This is a genomic window from Peribacillus aracenensis (assembly GCF_025175645.1).
Classification (GTDB): domain Bacteria; phylum Bacillota; class Bacilli; order Bacillales; family DSM-1321; genus Peribacillus; species Peribacillus aracenensis.
This window is the reverse complement of the sequence record NZ_JANZMJ010000004.1, coordinates 104,743-128,072: the sequence shown is the minus strand read 5'-3', so window position 1 is coordinate 128,072 and position 23,330 is coordinate 104,743. Positions and strand designations below refer to the sequence as shown.

21 protein-coding genes are annotated in these 23,330 nt (G+C 40.2%); 18 read left to right on the top strand and 3 right to left on the bottom strand.

Going from position 1 to position 23,330, the window contains the following annotated elements:
* Positions 1–3 precede the first annotated feature (3 nt).
* Positions 4–735 carry a hypothetical protein gene (locus tag N0M92_RS06315; RefSeq protein ID WP_260284949.1) on the bottom strand — a complete coding sequence of 244 codons (732 nt, stop codon included), beginning with the start codon at positions 733–735 and terminating at the stop codon, positions 4–6.
* 191 nt (positions 736–926) lie between these two features.
* On the opposite strand from N0M92_RS06315, the gene N0M92_RS06310 reads away from it, so the two are divergent.
* From N0M92_RS06310 to N0M92_RS06255, 12 genes are all read left to right on the top strand, one after another.
* The gene (locus N0M92_RS06310; protein ID WP_260284948.1) at positions 927–1,799 is read left to right on the top strand and encodes a hypothetical protein; all 873 of its coding nucleotides are present in this window, start codon (positions 927–929) and stop codon (positions 1,797–1,799) included.
* A 334-nt stretch (positions 1,800–2,133) separates the two neighbouring features.
* Complete coding sequence (locus N0M92_RS06305) at positions 2,134–3,753, top strand: amidohydrolase (protein ID WP_260284947.1); 1,620 nt, start codon at positions 2,134–2,136, stop codon at positions 3,751–3,753.
* A gap of 89 nt (positions 3,754–3,842) precedes the next feature.
* Positions 3,843–5,075, top strand: coding sequence for a Zn-dependent hydrolase (locus N0M92_RS06300; protein ID WP_260284946.1), 1,233 nt, complete (start codon positions 3,843–3,845; stop codon positions 5,073–5,075).
* Between the two features lie 133 nt (positions 5,076–5,208).
* Positions 5,209–5,409, top strand: coding sequence for a DUF3311 domain-containing protein (locus N0M92_RS06295; protein WP_192204757.1), 201 nt, complete (start codon positions 5,209–5,211; stop codon positions 5,407–5,409).
* Positions 5,406–6,890 (top strand): sodium:solute symporter family protein, encoded by a 1,485-nt coding sequence (locus N0M92_RS06290; RefSeq protein WP_260284945.1) that lies wholly within the window; start codon positions 5,406–5,408, stop codon positions 6,888–6,890. Before N0M92_RS06295 ends, N0M92_RS06290 begins: the two co-directional genes overlap by 4 nt.
* A gap of 51 nt (positions 6,891–6,941) precedes the next feature.
* Positions 6,942–7,808, top strand: coding sequence for a carbon-nitrogen hydrolase family protein (locus N0M92_RS06285; RefSeq protein ID WP_260284944.1), 867 nt, complete (start codon positions 6,942–6,944; stop codon positions 7,806–7,808).
* A gap of 595 nt (positions 7,809–8,403) precedes the next feature.
* A complete protein-coding gene (locus N0M92_RS06280) occupies positions 8,404–8,721 on the top strand; it encodes a DUF3870 domain-containing protein (protein WP_260284943.1) in 318 nt (105 codons plus the stop codon).
* A 173-nt stretch (positions 8,722–8,894) separates the two neighbouring features.
* Positions 8,895–10,055 carry a DUF819 family protein gene (locus N0M92_RS06275; RefSeq protein WP_260284942.1) on the top strand — a complete coding sequence of 387 codons (1,161 nt, stop codon included), beginning with the start codon at positions 8,895–8,897 and terminating at the stop codon, positions 10,053–10,055.
* Between the two features lie 14 nt (positions 10,056–10,069).
* Entirely contained in the window at positions 10,070–11,152 is a 1,083-nt protein-coding gene (locus N0M92_RS06270; RefSeq protein WP_260284941.1) for a dipeptide epimerase, read from the top strand.
* A gap of 19 nt (positions 11,153–11,171) precedes the next feature.
* Positions 11,172–12,179, top strand: a complete 1,008-nt coding sequence (locus tag N0M92_RS06265; protein ID WP_397443816.1) for a C40 family peptidase — start codon at positions 11,172–11,174, stop codon at positions 12,177–12,179.
* 300 nt (positions 12,180–12,479) lie between these two features.
* Positions 12,480–14,279 (top strand): S9 family peptidase, encoded by a 1,800-nt coding sequence (locus N0M92_RS06260; protein ID WP_260285061.1) that lies wholly within the window; start codon positions 12,480–12,482, stop codon positions 14,277–14,279.
* Positions 14,280–14,771: 492 nt separating this feature from the next.
* Complete coding sequence (locus N0M92_RS06255; RefSeq protein ID WP_260284940.1) at positions 14,772–16,322, top strand: histidine kinase N-terminal 7TM domain-containing diguanylate cyclase; 1,551 nt, start codon at positions 14,772–14,774, stop codon at positions 16,320–16,322.
* A 99-nt stretch (positions 16,323–16,421) separates the two neighbouring features.
* Here N0M92_RS06255 and N0M92_RS06250 read toward each other — a convergent pair whose 3' ends face one another.
* The gene (locus tag N0M92_RS06250) at positions 16,422–17,135 is read right to left on the bottom strand and encodes a class I SAM-dependent methyltransferase (protein ID WP_260284939.1); all 714 of its coding nucleotides are present in this window, start codon (positions 17,133–17,135) and stop codon (positions 16,422–16,424) included.
* A gap of 175 nt (positions 17,136–17,310) precedes the next feature.
* Here N0M92_RS06250 and N0M92_RS06245 point away from each other — a divergent pair, with 175 nt between their 5' ends.
* Positions 17,311–17,571 (top strand): hypothetical protein, encoded by a 261-nt coding sequence (locus N0M92_RS06245; RefSeq protein WP_260284938.1) that lies wholly within the window; start codon positions 17,311–17,313, stop codon positions 17,569–17,571.
* 286 nt (positions 17,572–17,857) lie between these two features.
* On the opposite strand, the gene N0M92_RS06240 is transcribed toward N0M92_RS06245, so the two are convergent.
* A complete protein-coding gene (locus N0M92_RS06240) occupies positions 17,858–18,496 on the bottom strand; it encodes a formylglycine-generating enzyme family protein (RefSeq protein ID WP_260285060.1) in 639 nt (212 codons plus the stop codon).
* A 409-nt stretch (positions 18,497–18,905) separates the two neighbouring features.
* Between N0M92_RS06240 and N0M92_RS06235 the strand changes: the two genes are divergently transcribed.
* The 5 genes from N0M92_RS06235 (at position 18,906) to N0M92_RS06215 (ending at position 23,128) form a co-directional block, all read left to right on the top strand.
* A complete protein-coding gene (locus N0M92_RS06235; protein ID WP_260284937.1) occupies positions 18,906–19,703 on the top strand; it encodes a DUF2935 domain-containing protein in 798 nt (265 codons plus the stop codon).
* 250 nt (positions 19,704–19,953) lie between these two features.
* The gene (locus N0M92_RS06230; RefSeq protein WP_260284936.1) at positions 19,954–20,604 is read left to right on the top strand and encodes a GntR family transcriptional regulator; all 651 of its coding nucleotides are present in this window, start codon (positions 19,954–19,956) and stop codon (positions 20,602–20,604) included.
* Positions 20,605–20,717: 113 nt separating this feature from the next.
* The gene (locus N0M92_RS06225) at positions 20,718–21,506 is read left to right on the top strand and encodes an SDR family NAD(P)-dependent oxidoreductase (RefSeq protein ID WP_260284935.1); all 789 of its coding nucleotides are present in this window, start codon (positions 20,718–20,720) and stop codon (positions 21,504–21,506) included.
* A 34-nt stretch (positions 21,507–21,540) separates the two neighbouring features.
* Entirely contained in the window at positions 21,541–22,293 is a 753-nt protein-coding gene (locus tag N0M92_RS06220; protein WP_260284934.1) for an SDR family NAD(P)-dependent oxidoreductase, read from the top strand.
* A gap of 49 nt (positions 22,294–22,342) precedes the next feature.
* Positions 22,343–23,128: a glucose 1-dehydrogenase gene (locus N0M92_RS06215; protein WP_260284933.1), complete on the top strand. Its 786-nt coding sequence runs from the start codon at positions 22,343–22,345 to the stop codon at positions 23,126–23,128.
* Positions 23,129–23,330: the final 202 nt, after the last annotated feature.

The following is a 23,330-nucleotide window of genomic DNA, read 5'->3' as shown; positions in this document are numbered from 1 at the left end:
GTTTTAAAACTTTTTACTCCATTCCTCATCTTCAAGTGGCACACCATTGGCACTAATATATTCTACAATCATATTTCCATGTTTAAGAATGCCATCTTTTATCAGGGCATTGATAATTTTGGTGAAGCGGCCATCATCTGCGTCCTGTTTCTTACGTGAAAGGGTTATACGAATGGTTGGGGACACTTCGTAATCTTTATAGTTGGCTGGTTTATTCGGATCAATCTTCAATTCTTTCCCGATTTCCTCATCAAAGACCAAGAGTAATTGATTATGATCGCCTATTTCTTCCTGAATCTCCTTCCACTCATCACTCTCTGCAATATCTCCCATTTCTTTGGAAATCAATACGTCACCAAGTTCTTTTTCAACATAAGGCCTTATTTCTTTTTCTGCATCATCTTGCCATTTATCTGATATGAATGTGTCCTCCATTTCCCCTGTTTCCTCATTAAAGAAAACTAGAAATTGAGTATCATATTTTTCATGTTTCACTTTAGCTGCATATTCAAAATTGCCCCGGTTTCCCATATTGTCGTATAGGACATCATATATTTCGGTTCCGTCATCAAAAGTTTTCCCTAAATATCGTTCAGCTTGATCCCGGACCTTCTTTTCTTCAGCGGGATCTGCCTTCATACTCTGTGTGAATGAAAACACAAGTATCACCACTCCGGCGACGATGATTGAAAAAATACCTAGTAAAGTAAGTAAAATCTTTTTTGTTTTGCTCAAGGAACACCCTCCTGTAATCTCTGCTACTTATCAATAATTACCATATTATTCTAACATTATTATCGCTCATTTTACTATGGAAATTGAGCGGATCTTTTTCCGGTGCGAAATCTAAATTGCCTGCCCTCCAAAATACCGGGATACTTTGTTACAATAAATAAATGGTTAGTACCCTAAAGGGAGAGATTGACTTGGAAATCTATCAAAGAAAAATGAATCATAATCGGGATGAATACAGAAAGTTGAGGTGGCAACAGCATCGTCTACAAGTTACAGGGCTATTCGATGCCGTTTTTTCGAAAAAAGCGTTCGCAGATAAAGTGGCTATCGTTGGTGCAGGCAATTGCGATGATTTGGATTTAGAGTATCTGGCGACTAGATGCAACTCCATATATTTATTTGATATTGATATGGAAAGTATGGAAAATGGGACGGCGAAATTGCCTGAACGGACTCGGAAGAAAATTCAACTTGTTGAAATCGATGTAACAGGCCTTGATAAAGTGGATTTTGAACACGACCTATCTTCCATGCTGGATCGTGGTGAAACGGCAAAGGGAATTACTCAATATTTAAAGGAAACCGAGAATCGGTTAGGTCAGCTTTCTGAAAGTGTTTTTGCTAATTATTATAATGATTTTGATATCATGGCAACATCAGCCATTTATACCCAACTATTTTATAATTGGGCCAAGGAACTGTTTTCTGATTACGAACACCAATATCAGAAAGATGGCGCAGAAGAGATTAAGAATGGAATTTTAGATTTAAGGGATGAAATCGTACGTAAAATGAATCACTCTATTTCTAAATGTACCAAGCAAAATGGATTCTGTATTACATGGACTGATATCTTAAAAATCGAACCTGAGTATATGGATACAATTAATGAAGGGATGAATGCCATCTTTGCATTGGCCTCGAACGTAGGATATGGGGCAGCATTGATTGGGGTAAAAACGTTTATTGAAAATGTGGATAAAAGCGAATTAAGCCTTCGCTACTGGACATGGGATTTTAATGCAAACAAACAGTATTTGACCATTGGCATTATTGGAAAATAGAATGGCTTGTAAAAAATGAAAGGCGGGATAGGTAAGCATATCAACAGCTATACCTATCCCTTTTTTTATTGGTTATAGAACCCATAGGAATATTATCAATCACTTTTGCGTGATAAAAGGGAACTGGATCAGTAAATCATAAGGAATAAGACATATTTATATAAAAGGTATAAAAAAACGATGAAATTTTTGACTATTTGTCTAATGATTTTACAAACTGGTGTGGATATAATGAATCTGTTGAAAACAGAATATTCCGATAAGTGAAGGCGAGAGAAAGAAATGGAAGAGGACGTAGTAATGAGGGTGAAACAATAAGGAAGGGGTGTGTTGTTTGAAAGCTGATATCGTGTTCATGAATGGCGAGGTCATAACCGTAAATCAAAAAAATGAAGTAGCAGAAGCCTTGGCAATTAAAGGTAATCGCATCTCGGCAGTCGGTACGAATCATGAAATCAAGGCATTTATCGGAGAAGAAACAAATGTGGTTGATTTGCAGGGGAAGTCATTACTTCCCGGGTTTATTGATTCTCATATTCATCTTATATTGTACGGTGCCAATCAATTGGCAGTAAGTTGTAAAGCAGAACATATCAAATCTGTAGAAGATTTATTGATCGATCTCAAGAAAAAAGCTTCGACGGTCCCAAAAGGTGAGTGGATCCGTGCCTGGGGCTTTAATGAGACCGCCGTGAAAGAAAAACGTTATCCAACAATAGCCGAGCTGGATGCTATTTCAACAGACCATCCCATCATGGTAACCCGTACATGCAGCCATATAAGCGTGGTGAATAGCAGGGCGTTAGCGATTGCCCGAATTGATGAGAACTCAGAGAACCCAACTGGGGGGATCATAGAAAAGGATAGGGCTGGGAGGATTACAGGCAAACTCATTGAAACAGCAAATATGATAATGGCCGACAGAGCAAGTTATTCAGAAAGTGAACTGTTGAAAGCCGTGAAAATAGCCTCGGAACATTTCATCGCAGCAGGCATAACAAGCATTCATGAAGCTGGTGCCTATGGTCCTGAAAGTTTCCGTTTAATGCAGCAGGCCATAAAAAATAACGATATTCGTGTCCGTATCTATGCGATGGTCGGTTCATTGAATAATTCTCATGAATTTGTAAATAAAATAGTGGATTCGGGAGTCATGACCGGAACTGGGGACGAAAGATTCAAAATCGGACCAGCAAAATTGTTTACGGATGGCAGCAGTACCGGTCCGACAATCGCTACCCGTGAGCCTTATTTGAGTGATCCTGGCAATTTTGGCATTCTTTATTATAAAGAAGAGGAAATCTATCAAATATTAGGTCACGCACATAAAAAAGGTTATCAGATCACAGTCCATGCCCAGGGCGACAAAGCGATAGAGATGTATTTGAATTGTGTGGAAAAGGCCTTGGATGAATCGCCCAGAAAAGATCATAGACATAGAATCGAGCATGCTGGAATATCTTCGCCAGATTTACAAATGAGGATGAAAGAACTTGGAGTCATCCCAATCCCCAACCCCCCATTTCCTTATGAGTTCGGCGATATATATATTGAACACTACGGCAATAGGGTCAACCACATGTACGCCGCCCGTGATTATATTGATAATGGCATCTTGGCCGCAGGAGGTTCCGATGCTCCCGTTACTGATCACGACCCTTTATTAGGCATACACGTTGCTGTTAATAGAACAAGCAGATCTGGTACGAAAATAGGTCCGGTTCAATCTATTAGCGTATTGGAAGCCATAAAACTATACACATGGAATGGCGCGTTTGCGAGTTTCGATGAAGATATCAAAGGCAGCCTGGAGTCAGGAAAGCTGGCCGATTTAGTAGTATTGAATGATAGTATATTGAAAGTGGATTCCCAAAGTATCAAGGATTTGAAAGTTGAGTCAACGATTCTGAATGGGGAGATTCTTTATCATAGGGGAACATTAGTAGAAATATAAATCCGGCATAACCATTCTAAAACAACCATACCTTCAATTTCATTTTTTCTTAAGCGAACGCATGTAGAATTTAAAGGGGGATATTGGCTATGAAAAAGCAAAAATTATCAATTAATGGTGAGAGGCTGAGTCGTACGCTCGAGAAATTCGCTGATTTTGGAAGGACAGAAAATAATGGAGTCACACGGCTTTCCCTTTCAGAAGAAGACCGATTAGTCCGTGATTACTTTTGCGCTTGCTGTAAAGAATTGGGTATGACCATTAAGGTTGATGATATGGGGAATATTTACGCTACATTAGCGGGACTTGAAAACAAACCGCCTATTGTGATGGGATCACATATGGATACCGTAAAGAAGGGCGGGAGGTTTGATGGTATCTTGGGTGTAGCTGCAGGCTTGGAAGTGGTGCGGACTTTGGTGGAAAATAGTATCCAACCTGAAATTCCGATAATGATCGTCAATTTTACGAACGAAGAGGGAGCCAGATTCGAACCTTCCATGATGTCTTCGGGAGTCCTTTCAGGTAAATTCGAAAAATCTATCATGCTGCAAAAGACGGATAGTGACGGAACGACTTTCGAAAGTGCTCTGAATGCCATTGGATATGCAGGGGATAAAGAGAATCGTTTAAAAGAAGCGACTGCATTTCTAGAATTGCATATTGAACAAGGGCCAATTCTTGAACGTGAATCACTAACGATCGGTGTCGTTGAATGTGTCCTTGGCATGGTGTGCTATGAGATAGAAGTTACTGGAGAATCCGATCATGCCGGTACCACCCCGATGAATATGAGAAAAGATGCTTTCTTCACTGCGAATACCTTGATTATGGAGGCTCGTCAGAAGCTAAGCATGCTTGAAGACGATTTGGTTTTTACGATGGGAAGGGTAAATGTGTTTCCTAATATCCATACGGTTATTCCTAATAAAGTGGTTTTTTCGCTAGAAGCGAGACATAAGGATTCCAATGTCATCGAAAAGGTGGAGGAAATCATTGAAAGCCTTACAACTACAGGTTCAGAAGGCGGATGCGACATCCAAGTGAAAAAATTATGGGACAGGGATACCGTTTGGTTCGACAAGTCCACTTGCAATTTGCTAGAGCAATCGAGCAATACATTAGGTCTACCCTATAAGAGAATGGTAAGCGGTGCAGGACATGATGCGCAGTTTATAGCCAGTTATATACCGACTGCCATGGTTTTCGTACCAAGCATCAACGGTAAAAGTCATTGTGAAGAGGAACTTACTACTTGGGAAGATTGTGAAAAAGGCGTCAATGTTATTTTGGAAACGGTCCTTGCCATCCAGTCTCCTTAAGACGCATGTACAATTGGTTGTAAGCAGCTAATGACAGTTAGCCACGGATGCTATCAAACCATCAGTTCAGTTTGAAACTAGGCTTGACTGATGGTGATCCATTTTCGGAAACCTAATTAGGGGAGGGTATAATTTGAATGCTATTAAGCTATTGCTTTTTGTTCCTTTTATAGGGTTCTTAGGTTTATTGTCCTATGCAAATAAAATAGAACCGTACATATTGGGGATGCCTTTTTTGTTATTTTGGGTCGCATTTTGGATGGTCATGGCATCGATCATCTTAATGATTGTCTATAAGTTCGATCCTGATAATAAAGGGAGTGATTCTGAATGAATATATCATTACTCATCATTTCCATCTTCTTGGTTCTGGCACTTTATTTAGGGATAAAAGCAAGAAAGGGGAAAGATATGGACATGGAGCAATTTGCCGTAGGGGGCAGGGGCTTCGGTGCATTCTTCATTTTTCTCTTGATAGCAGGTGAAATTTATACAACTTTTACATTCCTGGGCGGAAGTGGGTGGGCTTACTCAAAGGGTGCCGCTGCTTATTATGTTCCCGCCTATATTTTCTTAGCCTACGTCCTATCATATTGGCTCGTCCCTAAAATATGGAGATATTCAAAACGCCATTCCATCATCTCTCAGCCAGAGTATTTTGCATCTAAATATAAAAGCAGGACAATGGGTATGATCGTTGCTGTATTAGGGAGCTTAGCCCTCGTGCCGTACATAGTCATACAGCTCAAAGGATTAGGTATCATTGTTTCCGAAGCATCTTACGGGGCGATTTCTCCAGTAGCTGCAAGTGTCATCGGTGCTGTTGTCGTAACTACCTATGTAATGATTTCAGGCATTCATGGATCAGCATGGACAGCCATACTGAAAGATTTCATGATCTTGGTAGTCGTTATCTTTTTAGGGATTTACATTCCATTTCATTACTTCGGAGGCATACAGCCAATGTTCGAGACCGTCCAAGCTGCTAAACCGGAAATGTTGGTTTTGGCAGATCAAGGATTGAGTCAGTCCTGGTTTGTGTCCACCGTTTTGCTGAATGCACTAGGATTTTATTTGCTGCCACAAACATTCATGGTCGTTTTATCGTCCAATGGGGAAAGGACCCTTCGCAAAAATGCGATTGCGTTACCCTTATACACATTGTTACTGCTATTCGTTTTTTTCATCGGATTTACAGCCATCATGGAAATCCCGGGATTGCAAGGAGCTGATGGGGATCTCTCACTTTTAAGGCTGGCGATTCAAACATTCGATCCATGGGTGATAGGGGTTATCGGAGCTGCAGGTTTATTGACGGCCCTAGTACCGGCTTCAGTCATGCTAATGGCTGCATCGGTAGGTCTGACAAATAGCTTTTATAAAGTTCTGGTTCCTGCTGCGACTGAAACACATCAGTTGATTGTCTCCAGGATCATCATCATCGGTATCTCAATCATTGCTTTAATTGTAACGATAACAGGCGGAGAGGCTTTGGCCATCTTGAATATCATGTCATACAGTTTAATTACACAACTGGCACCTTCCTTGTTTTGCAGTTTATCAAAAACCAATATGATCAATAAGTATGGTGCAATGGCAGGGATATTGGCAGGTGTCCTGATAGTTTTATATGCGACAATTGCAGATGTGAAGGTTGCTACATTCCTGCCGGATATCCCACATGTAATTAATGATATCAGTACAGGCGTCATAGCTTTGTTGTTTAATATTCTTGTAACATTCATTGTAAGTGCACTGACTAAACATATCTCTATGCAACAGGCTGAAATGAGTGATTTGGACAAGATATCCTAATTTCTTTTAACAAGGCTAATGGAATAAAAAGCATGATAGGGGAGGGCTTTTGTGAAAATTAAAATAACCGCTTGTCAATTTCGAGTAGAAAAAGTGTCAAATTTCAATGAATTTCAGAAACAAGTAGAAGACTTGATCACCCAAGTTCCTGAAAACTCGGATTATATCATTTTTCCTGAACTGTTAACCATCGGGCTATCAGCGGCCTTTGGAGAACAAGCTGCTTCGTCCGTTATCAGGATTGATGAATATACCAATCAATACAAAGATCTTTTCCGTTCACTTTCCAGAAAAAGAAAGCAGGTCATCATTGCGGGCACGCATCTGGAACGCCGCGAAAATGAATACTTCAATATCGCATACATTTTTGATAAAGATGGATCGGTCGTGGAGCATAAAAAAACTCATATCTTTCCCGCTGAAGCGAATTGGCATACTTCTGAAGGTGATGATCTGGAAGTATACTCCGTAGGTCCGGTTAAGATAGGAATAGCGGTATGCTATGAAGCGGAGATACCTGAAATTTCAAGGATATTATCAGTGAACGGGGCCGACATCATTTTTTGCCCATCATACACATTTACAGAGGCTGGTTTTTGGCGGGTACGCCATTGCGCACATGCACGTGCAATCGAGAATCAGGTATATTTTGTTCATTGCCCAACTGTTGGTGAACCTGGGACACCGCTGCCGAACGGTTACGGCCGTGCCAGTATACTTAGTCCCTGTGACAGCGCTTGGCCAGCAAATGGAGTAGTAGCCGAGGCGGTAATGAATGAACATACAGTCATTACCGGGACGGTCGATATGGACGAGCTTTATGAGAATCGAAAAAGTGGTGCGGCGACCACCTTCAAGGATCGTAATCGCCGAAAAGAGATGTATGCGAAATATGAGCCTTATGAAGGGCTGAAATAATCTTGTCTAAAAAAGGTGGTTCGGAAATTATCCCGATTATTATTTTTCACTGTTTTATATGAGATGATTCTCAATGAATGGAATGAATTTGTGTTACTCCTGCCGAATAACTGGCTATCCGGGAATCCTCAAAGCGAGGAGGATAGGCAGTCAGTAGGCGGAAAGGGGCCGATTTCTAAAAGCAAGCTCGAACTTTTTTAACAAAGACTGCTGGCATTTCTCCGAATTTGTCTACAGTCTGCGACAATATTAATACTAGAGTGTTTTTCCTCTTCTATCTTCCAATAAAATAAAGCGAAGGAATTGTCAGACTAATCTAGTTTAAGATTTGCAAATCTTTCGTTTAATGGCTTCCATATAGGCATTTATCTTATCGGTATGATTTTGCATTTATTCCTCACTTGGCGCGCATTAACTATAAAACGTTTCGATTCTCTTGCGCATGAAACGGGAATTGACTTAATATACAAAATATATTGTCAAATGCATGTTACATATATTAAAATGGATGTAACCATTTCATATTGTAATAATATAGATAGTCACCCTATTTATACCTGTTATGATGTCTGTAATGGCAGGAGGCATTATAAGTATGTTTCAGCAGAACACAGTATATATAGTTGGCGAATCGAAGGCGGCATCCAATAATCCAATTACACAGCAATTCAACTGCTTTTTTATCGGTTTCGTCATTGATAGTGATACGCATGATATCGTGGATGCGGAATGCTCGACTACAATATCGATTACATCACGCTTCATTCAATCCATGTTAGTGGGTAAATCGATTCTTCGGCCCGATGAATTGGAGAAGGAAATTGAGAAACGGTACTTTGGTTCATCTCAGAAAGCACTGATCGTCGCTCTAAGAAATGCGAGCATTAAATATCAGCAACTTTATAAGTCATAGCTGCTTCTTTTGTCAATCGCAATTGAAATCCAGCTGTTAAAGAGTGTGTACGCGCTCTTTGGCAGCTGGATTTTTTTATGTAGGTCTATGCAAGACTTCATGGGTGGGTTTGAATAAAATTGAAATTTAATTTTATTATCATGAAACTCCCTAAATATAAGGAGGTATGGAATATGATTCAAGATGGTGTGATGTTTGTCTGTTTTTTATTGGCATTCACTGCCGTAATTGCGGTAGCGGAAAAAAAGATAGGAGGAAAGTTCTTCAAGTATGTTCCTGGTATTGTCCTTATTTATATTGGAGCGGCAATGATGAAAACATTCGGGGTCTTTTCAGATAGTGAGTCAGTCGAAAGTGCATATGGCACCATACGAGGTCTCCTGCTACCCGCCATGTTAATGCTCATGCTTTTGCAATGCGATATGCGAAAAATAATCAGACTTGGACCAAAGATGCTTTTAACTTTTTTTGCCGCTTCCTTCAGCATCATCGGGGGGTTCACTCTTACTTACGTTTTAATGAATGGTTTTTATGCTGAAGGAACATGGAAGGCGTTCTCGGCCTTGAGCGCAAGCTGGACAGGGGGATCTGCCAATATGGTGATCTTGCAAGGAATACTCGATGTACCTGAAAATATATTTGGCTATGCGTTGATCATGGATACAGTCAATTATTCCATTTGGGTCATGTTCTTGTTTTGGCTGGTGCCTCTTGCTGGAAAATTCAATATTTGGACTAAAGCGGATACATCTTTCATTGACCAAATGACTTCCGAGCTTGAAGCGGGGGAAACCGCCAAGACGGAATTTGGATTCGTGGAATTGATCGGTTTCTTGGCGCTGGCTTTAATTGTATCAGCAGGCGCAACCAAAATTGGGGAGAAACTGCCAGTACTGGGTGCCGCTGTGAATGGAACCACTTGGACGATCATCATCGCTTCGACCGTAGGTTTAATTCTGGCTGTCACAAAGGTTGGACGTATTGCAGGTTCCATGGAAATTTCAAAAGTCATGCTTTATATAGTCATTGGTTTAATAGCTTCCCATGCCGATTTTTCACAGCTGTTTCAAGCACCCGTGTATATTTTATCCGGATTTATGATTCTATTCTTTCATGGATTGATCATGGTCATTTTGGCCAAAATCTTTAAGTTGGATCTATTTACAATGGGAGTTGCCTCATTGGCCAATATAGGGGGTGTGGCATCAGCTCCTATATTGGCAGGTGCATTCAACCGGGCGCTAATACCGGTCGGGATATTGATGGCTGTACTTGGAAGCCTTCTGGGCACCTATTTTGGAATTCTTACATCATATATACTCTCAAGCTTTTAGGAAGGGTTGTTAATATGAAGATTGAAAGTTTAAAAGTATCAGTGGAAACCTTGCCACTTGTCAAGCCATTCAAAACGGCATTACGCACAGCAATGGAAATTGAAAACATCATGGTTTCCGTAATGTTGGAGGATGGAACGGAAGGTTTGGGGGCCGCAGCCCCTACGGTCGCCATCACAGGTGATTCTACAAAAGGAATCATGACGGTCATTGAAGAAGTAATCACACCACATTTAATTGGCCGCGACATCGAGAATATCAATGCATTGTCTCAGCAGATCCAACGATCCTGCGTAGGTAACACAAGTGCAAAAGCTGCTGTTGAAATCGCTTTGTATGACGCAGTCAGTAAACGATGGCAGCTCCCTTTATATCAATATCTTGGCGGTAAATCGAATGTCCTGAAAAATGATATGACAATCAGCGTTGATGAACCCGAAGAAATGGCTAAGGCTGCATTGTCCCTCATCGATGGCGGATTCTCAACGATGAAGATAAAATTGGGGAAAGACTGGAAGAGTGACGTGGAGCGGGTTGCCTGCATTCGTGCTGCTGTTGGCGACCAGGTTACTATCAGGATTGACGCAAATCAAGGGTGGACAACAAAACAAGCGATTTCCATTATTCATGAACTCGAGGAAAGAAAGCTGAATGTTGATTTGGTGGAACAGCCCGTTCAAGCCCATGATATCAAAGGGTTGAAAGAAATAAAGAGGTCTGTCCAAGTGCCGATCATGGCCGATGAAAGTTTGTTTTCCCCTCGTGATGCTATGAGACTCCTGAATGAACATGCTGTTGATTTACTTAATATTAAATTAATGAAAACAGGAGGAATTCGACGTGCACTTCAAATCGCCGATATGGCGGAAGCAGCAGGGGTGGAATGCATGATCGGGAGTATGATGGAATCGACCGTGAGTGTAGCAGCCGCAGCTCATCTGGCAACCGCCCATCCTAATATAACGAAGATTGATTTAGATGCACCATTATGGATTAAGAATGAACCATTTGAAGGCATTCAATTTATGAAAGATCAACTTCTCATTGCTGATAAACCTGGACTAGGAGTCAAGAGGAAATCCTCATTTACTCAATAAAAACTATTTCGAAAGGGTGATTATTTTGAAAAGGTTAACAGTTGTGGTGCTATCTTTATTTACTCTCGGTATTTTAGTTTTCAGTCCCAATGAAGCTAGTTCAAAAGAGAAGGAGAGAATTGCCTATGTAGATGTAGCTGTGGCCACTCTTTGGACGGAGTCGGGATTATTAAGGGATATCGATGCTCCTTCTGCATCGAATCCCGTTGATTTGAATGCCTGGATCGGCTCGATGAATTATGAAGACAAGCTATGGCTTGTAGGTAACCTGGAAACACAAGCTTTATATGGTTCAAAAGTGACGATTTTAGAAGAACGGGGTGAATGGGTGAAAGTAGCCGTTTCCAATCAACCGACGCCCCGAAATGATATTGGTTATCCAGGATGGATGCCAAAGGCACAATTAAAAGACGGAAATTCTTTTGAGAAGCAATTTAAGCGAGGATTTGCCCTTGTAAATGCCCCGAAGACTTGGCTTTATTCGAGTTCGAAACTTCGGTCAAAATTCATGGAGGTCAGCTTCGATACCCGCCTCCCGCTATTACAGGTTAAAAAGGATAAAGTGAAGGTGATGACACCGAGTAATGGAGCAAAATGGATAGAAAAGGAGGATGTTTCCGTCTACCAAAATGAAAATCAAATACCAGCTCCAACCGGTAAGGACATCGTTGAAACAGGAAAGGGATTTTTAGGGCTTCCATACCTATGGGCTGGAATGTCCGGATTTGGATTTGACTGTTCTGGATTTACCTATACAATGTACCATGCTAATGGAATAACGATCCCAAGGGACTCATCCATTCAAGCGCAATATGGTAAAAAGGTGGAGCAAGAAAACCTTCAACCAGGTGATCTACTATTTTTTGCCTATGATAAAGGGACAGGAAAGGTCCATCATGTAGGAATATATATTGGTGACGGCAAAATGATCCATTCGCCAAACAGCTCGACACATGTAAGGATAGATGAAATAAAAACATCGGGATACGGAGAGGAATATGCAGGAGCAAGAAGATATATCGATTGATGCTTAAAAAGCTTAAGAGCCCAATGCCCTTAAGCTTTTTTCGTATTTGAACTTACCTATTCCATCATTCTATCGGATGACAAAACGATGCCCCGATGACTTCAGAATTAGCATACATCGGAAGAAACGTTTATTCCCGATTAGAGTCTTAGTAAAAAAGTTATATAATTTTTATACCAGAATAATGAACTAGAATTCTCTACTTCCATAAACTGAAGGCATACGTATACTGATAAGGAAAAATATGGTATAGTTAATTACAGATTTTTCTTTATATTATAATGTGAGGGGCTGCCAATGATGATCACTTTTCCGAAACCTGATGTTGAGCAATTTTTACGAACCTTTTCCATTGCTGATTTTGCTGTAAGTCCAGATGAAAAACATCTGGTTTTCAGTACTAATTTGAGCGGCAAGTATAATTTATGGGGAATGGATTTGCCAAACTCCTTTCCTTATCCGCTTACAACCATTGATCAGAGCTGCCAAGAGCTGATATATGATAAGAAGAGCCGGTTTATAATTGCTGGTTTCGATCAAGACGGTAATGAAAATACCCAGTTTTACGGGATTCCTTTGAATGGCGGGGCAATGAAGGAAATCGTCCATCATGAAAATACACGTAATTTCATGCCAAAATTATCGAATGACAGTAAAAAGCTCTATTACACGACATCCAGAGGAAATCCTACCTTTCTAAATTCCTATTGTTTAGATTTAGAATCAGGACAGGAGAGGCTGGTACTCGAGGGGAAAGACGCAGCGACGTATTTATTTGGCTTCAGCCCAGATGAAGAAACCTTACTTTACTATAAACACTTTGCTAATACAAATACCCTTCTCTATGCAAAAAAAGAGAACGAAGATTTCCTGCTCACTCCGCCCTCCGAGAAACAACATACAGTGAATGATGGTGTTTTTGTTTCGGATTCGATGATATATTTATTGACTGATTATGATTCGGACTTTACCTATTTGGCTTCATACAATCTTGAAACAAACAAATTCAGTAAAGTTAAAGAATTGGAGAATGAGAGTTTTACTGCCATTAAATATAGTAAAGAGAATCAACTATTATATATAACCTGTCAAAAGGGTGTAGAAGATCGATTATATGAGTTCAATCTGCAAAATGAAGATTGGAGATATATCCCCGTGCCGTGCAGCGTCATTAATAAACTTGAGGTTACTGCATCTGGAACCCTTTACTTATTTGGCATGAGCGCAACAAAGCCTCATAATATCTATAAAAAAACAGGTGATGAGTGGGTATCATTAACTAAATATACTGTTCCTGGCGTCGATGCCGATGAATTGGTTGAACCGGACATCATTACATACCCTTCCTTTGATGGCCTGGAGATCGAATCATTATTTTTCAGGGCAAAAAAGGAAATTGACAATGGTGAAATCATTTTTTGGCCACATGGAGGTCCTCAAGCGGCAGAACGGAAGTCCTTTAGGGCATCATTTCAATTTTTCCTGAATCATGGTTACAGTATTTTTGCGCCAAACTTCCGCGGTTCTACTGGTTATGGTTTGGAATTCACGAAAATGGTGGAAGGAGATTGGGGAAATGGACCAAGACTTGATAATGTAGCCGGCCTTGATTGGCTCATTGACCAAGGGCATGCAAAAAAAGGCAACATTCTATTGATGGGCGGAAGCTTCGGAGGGTATATGGCACTTCTGCTACACGGACGACATGCGGATTATTTTAAAGCGGTTGTCGATATTTTCGGACCATCCAACCTCTTCTCATTTATCAATTCCGTTCCAGAAGAATGGAAGCCAGTCATGGATCAGTGGGTAGGAAATCCGGAAAAAGATAAAGAAAAACTAATCGAGTATTCGCCTATCACCTATTTAGAATATATGATAAAGCCAATGCTTGTCATTCAAGGAGCAAACGATCCCCGTGTCGTCAAAGCAGAATCAGATCAAATCGTTAAAGCGTTGAAGGATAAAGGAAGAGATGTCGATTATATGCTTCTGGAAGATGAAGGACATGGGTTTTCCAAAAAAGAAAATGAAATTGCCGTCTATCAAAAAATACTCACATTCTTAAAGCGATTCACAGCAGTAACAGAAAAGGTATAATCCGCATCAAAATATTTCATTTATTTAGGCTGTTTCCGCATACTTTGTTGCTATTTACCAAGTAAAGCGGTGTGGTTGATTTCCCCTCCAGATGCTCGCTTTCCGCAGGGCGGGCGGTGAGCCTCCTCGGCGTATACGCCTGTGGGGTCTCACCTGTCCCGTTGCTCCCGCAGGAGTCTCGCACTTCCGCTCCAATCAACCTTAAAGCGTTTTGTTTTAAAAACAACAATCTTTACGAAAAGAGCCTTTATTTACATTTTAATTGGAAACCCTGCCACTCACGTTCCAGTGATGAGGCAGGTTTTTTTGTTTGAAAACGGGTATTTTAGGTACGTCGGTTTGGGGAGCTAGTAAATGGCTTCCCAATATGGCGTGTTTATAAAATCCTGGCGTTTAAAATTCAGAATTCCCTGAATAAACTCTGGTCACTTAGGCATAAAGTGCTATATAATATACGGAAAAAGTATTTTTTGTTAAACGGAGTTGATCGGATTGCCACGGGAATTATTGTTATACATACTCGTAGTTATAATGGCAGGTGTTTTAAGCTTGTTCCTGTGTTTATTTGCACAGTTAAGGATCAAGGATGCACCTGGAGCAAAACCCTATATTTTCGTGACATTTTTGTCTTCCATTTTTACTTTTTCCTATGCTTTCGAACTCTCCAGTACATCTTTGGAACAAATCATATTTTGGTTAAGGGTCGAGTACTTGGCATTACCATTCATCCCAGTATTCCTTTTGTTGATGTGCCTTGAATATGTTGGGCAGAGAATGAAGAAGGTCTGGCAATATGCCCTTTTCATCATTCCGTTCATCACCATTTTCATGCATTATACAAACGGCCTTCATCACTTGTATTACAAATCAATGGAATTGAGAAGCAATAGTCCTTTTCCAATTATTAAGCTGGTGGGGGGCCCTTGGTTTTACGTCCACTCCCTTTTCCTTTTTTTATGTGTCATGTTAAGTATAATCATATTGCTAAAGCAAGTGAAAAAATCCTCATTCAGATTCAGGATGCAAATATCAATGATGGTGGCAGGTCTTATTATTCCTATAATGGCAAATTACTATTATATCAACGGATTAAGCACATATGGTATCGATCTTGGTCCTGTATCCATGAGTATCACGTTTATCTTTCATGGTGCGGCACTTTTGACTTTTCAAATGTTCAATGTAGCCCCGATCGCTCGGGAAACTGTCTTTGAAAGTATGAAAGAGGGTGTCATCGTTTTAAATCAACAGGGTTTGATTGTTGACTATAACCATGGAATGCGCAAAGTCATACCCATGTTGGATGAACATTCCATAGGTAAATCGATTACAAGTCTGCTAAATGGGAATCATCATCTTAGGGAAATAATCGACCTTAAGCAAGACAGTGATTTTAATTGCAGCCTAAATGGTAATATGGTACATTATCATATTGGTTTTTCACCTGTGCTCAACAAAAGTAACCTGCCTATCGGACAGATCATCACCTTCGCCAACGTAACTGAAAGAGTTCTTATGCTGGAAAAGTTGAAACAACTGGCCAGCTTGGACGGATTAACCCAAATATTGAATAGGACCTTTTTCATTAATAAATCGGAAATGTTATTCGATGAACTAAGCATGGAAGGCGGCAGTGTTTCAGTCATCATGTTCGATATCGATCATTTCAAAGATGTAAATGATTCTTTTGGACATGAAACAGGGGACGCAGTCATAACGCTTGTTGCAAATACTGCAAAGGAACACATTCGGGAAGGCGATCTATTGGCGCGTTATGGCGGTGAAGAATTTATCATATGTTTGCCGGATACCGCTTTAGCCACTGCATATGAGTTGGCCGATATTATAAGGGAAAAAGTTTCTGCAAGCATTGCAGTTGTTAACGAAGAGAAGATTTCCGTTACCTGCAGTTTCGGGGTGACACATGCCTTAATTGAAGCTGGTGATCGAAGCCAATCCATCAAAACATTGATGCCACGGGCTGACCAAGCCTTATATGCCGCAAAGAAGAATGGACGAAATTGTGTAAAGATCATAGCCTAAGGTGGAACCATCCCATTAAACCTTGAACTTGTTCTAGGTTTTTTTTATTGTGTTCATGATTCCTGACAAACTTGAGCTGCGTCATGCATTATAAATGCCCTACTTTTTACTTGCTCTGTATACTCTATATCCGAGGCTGTGTCCATAAGATAGAATGAGGCGGTAATGTTCGTCCATGACTCGTTCCAAGGATTCACTCAATGGCTGAACGAGGCTATTTGATGCTGAAGAATTCATTAATTCCTCTAAGACGGTACTCGATCTCAAGATTTTTGAATCTGTAAATCCGTTTTGTTGGAAGGCCTTTAACCATTCGGATTGCGTCAATAATTCTCTTAATTTATAGAAGTCCATGATTTCTTTTTTTGAGGCAGAATCAAGGCTGGTTTCTGCTGTCATATCAATGGATAACAAAGTTCCTTCTAATTTAAGGACCCTGAAAAATTCACCGAGCGATTTTGGTATATCCGTGAATGCAATCGTTGATTCGGCTATGATAAAATCAAAAGAATTATTGTCAAAAGGCAGTTCTTCAATTGAAGACTTATATAGGTCAATGCTTAAATTAGCTTGTTGGAATCTTTTTTTTGCATGTTTCACCATCTCTGGGTGATGATCAAGCGCGGATACTTGGCAAAGAAACGTTTGTGCCAAGTAAGATGAGGTTTGCCCAGTTCCGCATCCGGCATCAAGGATTATTGACGTATGATCGAGTTCTTCATTTTTCAAGAGCTGCTTAGTCAGTTCAAATCCACCAGGGTGTGCCCCTTCAATTCCAATTATGGCTAGTGCGTCTTGGTATGAGTGGTTCATGGCATAATCTCCTTTGGTACATGTATAAATGTATTTTATGCTTCGGTATCAAAGAGTGTTTAATCATTGGCAGGGAATATGGGAAAGACTTTTAAAGGTTTGGTGGGTATTTAATTCATGCAGGCTAGTCTCCGAATGCATACGATGTATAATCGACGGACAAGGGGAGTGTAAAATGGGTTATCATAATTATTATCATAAATGCAGGCAAGGTGTTGGAAGGCCGGTTGAAATTCGTACAAGTAGAGGAACCGTTCATCGGGGAATCATACACCGGGTTACGCCGAACCGTGTATATATTCGTCCATTTGACGGTGGCGGAAATCTTGGTGGGTTTGGTTATGGAGGTTTTAATACAGGATTTGGTTGGGGTGCTGCAAATGGATTTGCCTTTGGGGCAATTGCATCTTTAGTTTTTCTCGCATTTCTCTGGTAATCGAATGATGAAAATATTAAAAACCTGAAAAATTATCAGGTTTTTTATTTTGTTCACAATTGGAATCCAACCAAAAAAACTGAAAAGAAATATGAATAGCAATACGGCTAAAATACATGTAAGACGATTCTTTTTTCTGAATTTAACCTCTAATCGCTCCTTTTGTTGAACCTGCTTCTTTTTTTTGGTTCATCACAAATAAATATAGCTGATCACTCTGTTTTCACTCCTATTATCCGTTAGTAAAACTGTAAAACCTTGAATTAAGTTGGCTTGATTGCTGAAATTAAAAAGACCTGGCAAGACGGAATCCTAGGTCGTCTATGCGAAAAGTAGGATGGCTGCGCCGACGACATGAAGCTCCAACACCCCTGGCATCCTCAGCCCAGCTACCACCTCGAAAAATACGGTAGGTGCCGTATACTTGTTCATCATATAAATCCCAGCACCATTCCCAAACATTCCCTAACATGTCATGCAGCCCCCATGGATTCGATTCCTTTGTTCCTACGTCATGGATTATGCCCCCTGAATTTTCGTTATACCAGGCAATCTTATTCAGCTCACCATATCTGTAACCAGCAGTCCCAGCTTTACATGCGTATTGCCACTCTGCTTCTGATGGAAGTCGAAAACCGCTTGATTCCCAATTACAAACTATGTTTTCACCATTTTTAGAATAACACTCTGACAGTCCGGCTTTCTGTGAAAGCAGATTACAAAAAGAAATTGCATCATTCCAAGAAATATTCACAACAGGTTTTAGATTTAGATCAAAAGAATTAGGCGATTTATTTGTAATAGCATAGTAGAATTCCGTAGTAACAGGATAACGGGCAAGAAGGAATGGTCTTATTTCAGCATTCCATTTGCTTTTAATTCTATCGTCCCTTAATTCTATTTCTCCCCCTGGAATTTTCACCATTGGACAGTCAATGTATTTCTTAATTTCCTTTGGCAATCTACCTTCCTCCAAACGATCAGAATTTTACAAACTTTACCACAACCAGAACCGTTAAATCAATACAAATATGATGTTTGTATTTGCAGATAACTGCCAGGGAGCTAAACAAGTGCTAAAATGTCCGTTTTTGTGGAGGGTATGCACACGTTTGACTCACTGCGGAGCATATCGGATTAAAGCGTAATAATCAGGTGAATGAAGTATCTACTTCAAATAACACTTTAATTTCTTGGGGTGTAAACATTCCAGCGGGTAAAGGATCAAGTTTAAGCTTTGTAACGCCACCATACAATTTATATTAATAAGTTTGCAGGCTTTAGAATACAAATTATAAGTGAGTTTCGATACTTTGAATTATGGGGGAGAGCGAATGAACGAGTTTTTGGAAAAAACGGCGAGATTCGAGCATCGGTTTTGGCTGCAAATCTTAGGGGACCATGGCAGGTTCATCCATGAGTCTTTAGCTCCGGTTGAAGTGGAAAACATTGAAATTGCCTCAGAATTCATTCGAATTTTTGATAATCTCCTTGGTAAAGCCAATTCAGAAGAGATTTCGCAACTAACGGCCATGGCTGAAAAAGAGGCATTAAGGTTTCGGGAGTTTAAGCTATACCTACTTAAAGAACATCTGGTTGGTAAAATAAAAATACATCTTTCACCTTCATTCATTAATCATATGGTGAACGAATTAGAAGAATATTTAAGATTATTGAAATACTTCAATTCAAATCAAATGCCGCCTGTTTTCCATGAACTTCATCATCACTTGCTTTGGCTTTTAGATGCAGCGGGGCATGCAAGTGCAATTTCATCCAATATGGATGATGTTGAAAAAAGATTAAAGGAGAAAAGTGACCAATATAAAAAACATTTTAATGATTTTTATTTAAAAGCTGTTGAAATGGCTGGATATTTACGAACCAATCTGTCAACATTCCCAGCATTGGAAAAAATGAATCAGGACGTTACATTGGAAATTAAATTATTTCAGCACTTTCTGCTTGAAGTGGAGGAGCTTGATCTCAGTGCGCAGGCTCTCGGAACGTTCTCGCCATTAATGGCAGATCATATGTGGCGTGAAGAATGTTATTATTTAACGAAACTCGCTGAATCGACAGACACAGAAAAGCCAAACTGCGATCCAGCTAAACCTAGGCTAGTGGAATAAAAGAGTCCACCATAGAGCCCTTTCTATAAAAGGGGCTCAAATCTGTTGAATGTAACATTAAGCTCAGTGGGATCGTTAAATCTTCGAAGAAGCATTCGGTCAACTTTTCATTCTGTGCCACACATGGTTTAAAACGTTTTTCTTAGTGGGTTAACATTAAGGGGTGTAATTTTTTAGGAAGTTAATTCCTATCCATATGTTATACTAATAGAACTAAAATCAATTATTAGAAGTATAGGAGTGCTGAAAGATGTTTGGAAATACTTCCAATTTGACAGATGGCATTTATTTTGGGGAATCGTTACCACAACAAATCGCCAAACACATTTTAAAAAAAATCATTGAAGGGGAAATTGAAGCTGGAGAGAAAATCGTCGAAGAAGACATTTCCAAAGAATTGAATACGAGCCGTGCACCAGTACGCGAGGCGCTTTATTTATTGCAGGTTGACGGAATTGTTGAGAGGATACCGAGGCGGGGAACGATCGTCAAGCCATTCTCACAAAAGGAAATCATTGAATATAATGATGTTACGATCGGGCTGATCCAGATGGGCATTGAGTTTTCCCAAGGAAGGTGGCACGAAGAAAATAAGCAATCATTACGAAAGCATTTGGAAAGTGCAACGGATGAGTGTGAGAAAAGTAATGTAATCGAGTATCAAAAAAAAGCTGAACAGATATTTCGATATATTTTTACAATCGCTAATAACAAAGCATTATCAAGATTTTTTGAGGAAGCCAGTCATATCCTCATGGTTTTTGCCCAAAGTCAATGGAATACAGAAACGATGGAAAATTTCCATTTCAGATTAAAAATGTCTATTGAGGGCATTCTCGAAGACGATTTCGTTAAGGCAAAAAATGAAATTCATGAAGCTCTGAATCGTGGAGTGATGTAGAGTCTTTGACTCTAAAAGCAAATTGTCGACAATCGACAAAAATAGTGTTATGATGTAATCGTATTCAAACAAGAAGATCATCACCAAGATTAAAGGGAGAAAGGGAGAATATTATGCAAGCATTTGATTTTACAGAAAAAGTAGCAATTGTTACCGGCGGCGGCGGGGGTATCGGCCGGGCGGCTTCTATTACACTTTCAGAAAACGGTGCCAAAGTGGTTGTTGTTGACCTTTCTGAAGAGGCTGGAATGTTAACGGTAAATGAAATCAAAGAAAAAGGCGGCGAAGCGAAGTTCGTTAAAGCCGATGTTACAAATGAAGACGATATAAAAAATTATGTTCAAAAAACGATAGATTCTTATGGGAAAATCGATATTTTCCTGAATAATGCTGGGTGGGAAGGCAAAATCATGCCACTTATCGATTATCCTACTGAAGTTTTCGATCAATTAATGTCAATAAATGTACGTGGGGTTTTCTTGGGCTTGAAACATGTATTGCCCTATATGATTGAACAAAAAAGCGGAGCGGTCGTGAATACAGCTTCTGGAGCTGGTTTACTCGCTACGCCAAACATGGTGGCGTATGGCGCAAGTAAACATGCGGTTCTTGGAATGACGAAAACTGCTGGGGTCGAAGTTGCTCCCCATGGTGTACGGGTGAATGCCGTCTGCCCAGGTGTCGTCAACACGGCTATGATGCGGTCGATTGAAAGCGGATTTGGCCAAGGTGATTCCGCGGCAGCTGAAACGGCTAGAAAACAATTGGAAGCAACGACTCCGGATGGTCGGTATGCTGAGCCTCAGGAAATTGCAAATCTAATGATGTACTTAGTATCGGATCTTTCCAGCCACATTACGGGTCAAGAACTTGTAATTGACGGAGGGGCCATTTTAATCTGATAAGCAATAAACTTTATTATAGGGGGACGAATACATGAGTTTAAAAGGAAAAGTCATAGTAATTACAGGAGCAGGCAGCGGAATTGGAAAGGAAACGGCATGTAAATTAGCTGAACAGGGAGCTATTGTCGTAGCGGCTGATTACAATGATGTTGCTGCTAAAGAAACAGCTGAAGCCATTCAACAAAAGGGAGGCACGGCTTCTTTTGTGAAAGTGGATGTAGCTAAAGCGGAAGAAGTGGAAGCGATGGTAGAAGCTGCAGTTGCCAATCATGGCACCATCGACGGCATTTTCAACAACGCTGGAATTGGACTAGTAAAACCATTTCTAGAGATGGATCCAGAGTCTTACCACAGAGTCGTTGATGTTGACCAACACGGTGTTTATTATGGCATGTATTATGCAGCAAGGAAGATGGTGGAGCTTGGGGTAACAGGCGCTACAATCGTCAATACAGCCTCAATATATGGGACGATGGTTTCAATCGGCAGCTTTAATTACCATGCTGCAAAAGCTGCAGTAATCGCCATGACTAAATCTGGAGCAATTGAACTTGCGCAATATGGGATTCGTGTTGTCGGTGTTGCACCAGGTTTTATCGAAACGCCGATCATTGGTGATGATCAAGAGTTCCTGGACAGTTTGGCACAACTTCATATGAGGAAAAAATTGATACAGCCAGAAAAAGTTGCTGAAGTTGTAACGTTCTTGTTCTCTGAAAAAGCGGATGCCATTAATGGACAAGTCATTCCTGTTGATGATGGATTCTTAAGCTTTAAGGGGTAAATTATAATCAAATGATTTTCCAAATAACTCAAAAAGGGAGTTTTGGCATATGAACAAACGATTCGATGGCAAAGTAGTAATCATTACAGGTGCAGGATCAGGTTTAGGACAAGCAGCCGCATTGGAAATGGCTAAAGAAGGAGCTAAACTTTCATTAGTTGATTTAAACGATGCATCTTTGGAGGCAACAAAAAAATTAATCTTTGAAATTGCACCAAATTCAGATGTGCTTCTGATCACTGCAGATGTATCGGATGAAGAAGCAGTCAAGAACTATGTAGACCAAACAGTCAGCAAATATGGTAGAGTCGATGGCTTTTATAATAATGCGGGTATCGAAGGTAAACAGGCACCTACGGCTGAATACGATAGCAACGTTTTCAACAAAGTAACGGACATCAATATTAATGGTGTATTTTATGGCATGAAATATATCTTGCCAATCATGAAAGAACAAGGATCAGGGGCAGTGGTGAACGTGGCTTCTGTAGGCGGAATTCGTGCTGTGCTTAACCAAGCTGCGTACGTTGCAAGTAAACATGCTGTAGCAGGATTAACAAAAACAGCTGCCATAGAATATGGTCAATACGGAATCAGCATTAATGCCATTGCACCAGGAGTAATCTTAACAACGATGGTTGAAGGTTCATTCAGGCAAATAGGCGGGGAGAATTGGGAAGAAGCAATGGCGGATTTCGTCAGTGTGAATCCTAAAAAACGCTTTGGTAAACCTGAAGAAGTCGGCCGTTTAGTCGCTTTCTTATTATCAGGGGAATCAGAATTCATCAACGGGGCAGTCATTCCGATTGATGGCGGACAATCTTCACAATACTAATTGAACAAAGGGAGTGGCAGCATTTAGTCACTCCCTTTTAATGGTATCTTTTTAGTTAATGACCCAACGTATTCACATTTGCAGAAAACGAAGACCTTCTGGGTTTTCGTTTATTGTGGCATATGTAAAAAATCCGTTTATAGCCTAAATGCGAACCTATAGAATAGATTCGAGAAGTTCAACACAGATGCACTCATTAAAA

Excerpts from the sequence above, each read along its gene's own strand:
- N0M92_RS06240 (WP_260285060.1), bottom strand. The coding sequence starts at position 18,496 with ATGGTGAAAATTCCAGGGGGAGAAATAGAATTAAGGGACGATAGAATT.
- N0M92_RS06290 (WP_260284945.1), top strand. The coding sequence starts at position 5,406 with ATGAATATATCATTACTCATCATTTCCATCTTCTTGGTTCTGGCACTT.
- N0M92_RS06225 (WP_260284935.1), top strand. The coding sequence starts at position 20,718 with ATGCAAGCATTTGATTTTACAGAAAAAGTAGCAATTGTTACCGGCGGC.
- N0M92_RS06220 (WP_260284934.1), top strand. The coding sequence starts at position 21,541 with ATGAGTTTAAAAGGAAAAGTCATAGTAATTACAGGAGCAGGCAGCGGA.
- N0M92_RS06245 (WP_260284938.1), top strand. The coding sequence starts at position 17,311 with ATGGGTTATCATAATTATTATCATAAATGCAGGCAAGGTGTTGGAAGG.
- N0M92_RS06260 (WP_260285061.1), top strand. The coding sequence starts at position 12,480 with ATGATCACTTTTCCGAAACCTGATGTTGAGCAATTTTTACGAACCTTT.
- N0M92_RS06235 (WP_260284937.1), top strand. The coding sequence starts at position 18,906 with ATGAACGAGTTTTTGGAAAAAACGGCGAGATTCGAGCATCGGTTTTGG.
- N0M92_RS06230 (WP_260284936.1), top strand. The coding sequence starts at position 19,954 with ATGTTTGGAAATACTTCCAATTTGACAGATGGCATTTATTTTGGGGAA.
- N0M92_RS06280 (WP_260284943.1), top strand. The coding sequence starts at position 8,404 with ATGTTTCAGCAGAACACAGTATATATAGTTGGCGAATCGAAGGCGGCA.
- N0M92_RS06215 (WP_260284933.1), top strand. The coding sequence starts at position 22,343 with ATGAACAAACGATTCGATGGCAAAGTAGTAATCATTACAGGTGCAGGA.
- N0M92_RS06275 (WP_260284942.1), top strand. The coding sequence starts at position 8,895 with ATGATTCAAGATGGTGTGATGTTTGTCTGTTTTTTATTGGCATTCACT.
- N0M92_RS06270 (WP_260284941.1), top strand. The coding sequence starts at position 10,070 with ATGAAGATTGAAAGTTTAAAAGTATCAGTGGAAACCTTGCCACTTGTC.
- N0M92_RS06250 (WP_260284939.1), bottom strand. The coding sequence starts at position 17,135 with ATGAACCACTCATACCAAGACGCACTAGCCATAATTGGAATTGAAGGG.
- N0M92_RS06300 (WP_260284946.1), top strand. The coding sequence starts at position 3,843 with ATGAAAAAGCAAAAATTATCAATTAATGGTGAGAGGCTGAGTCGTACG.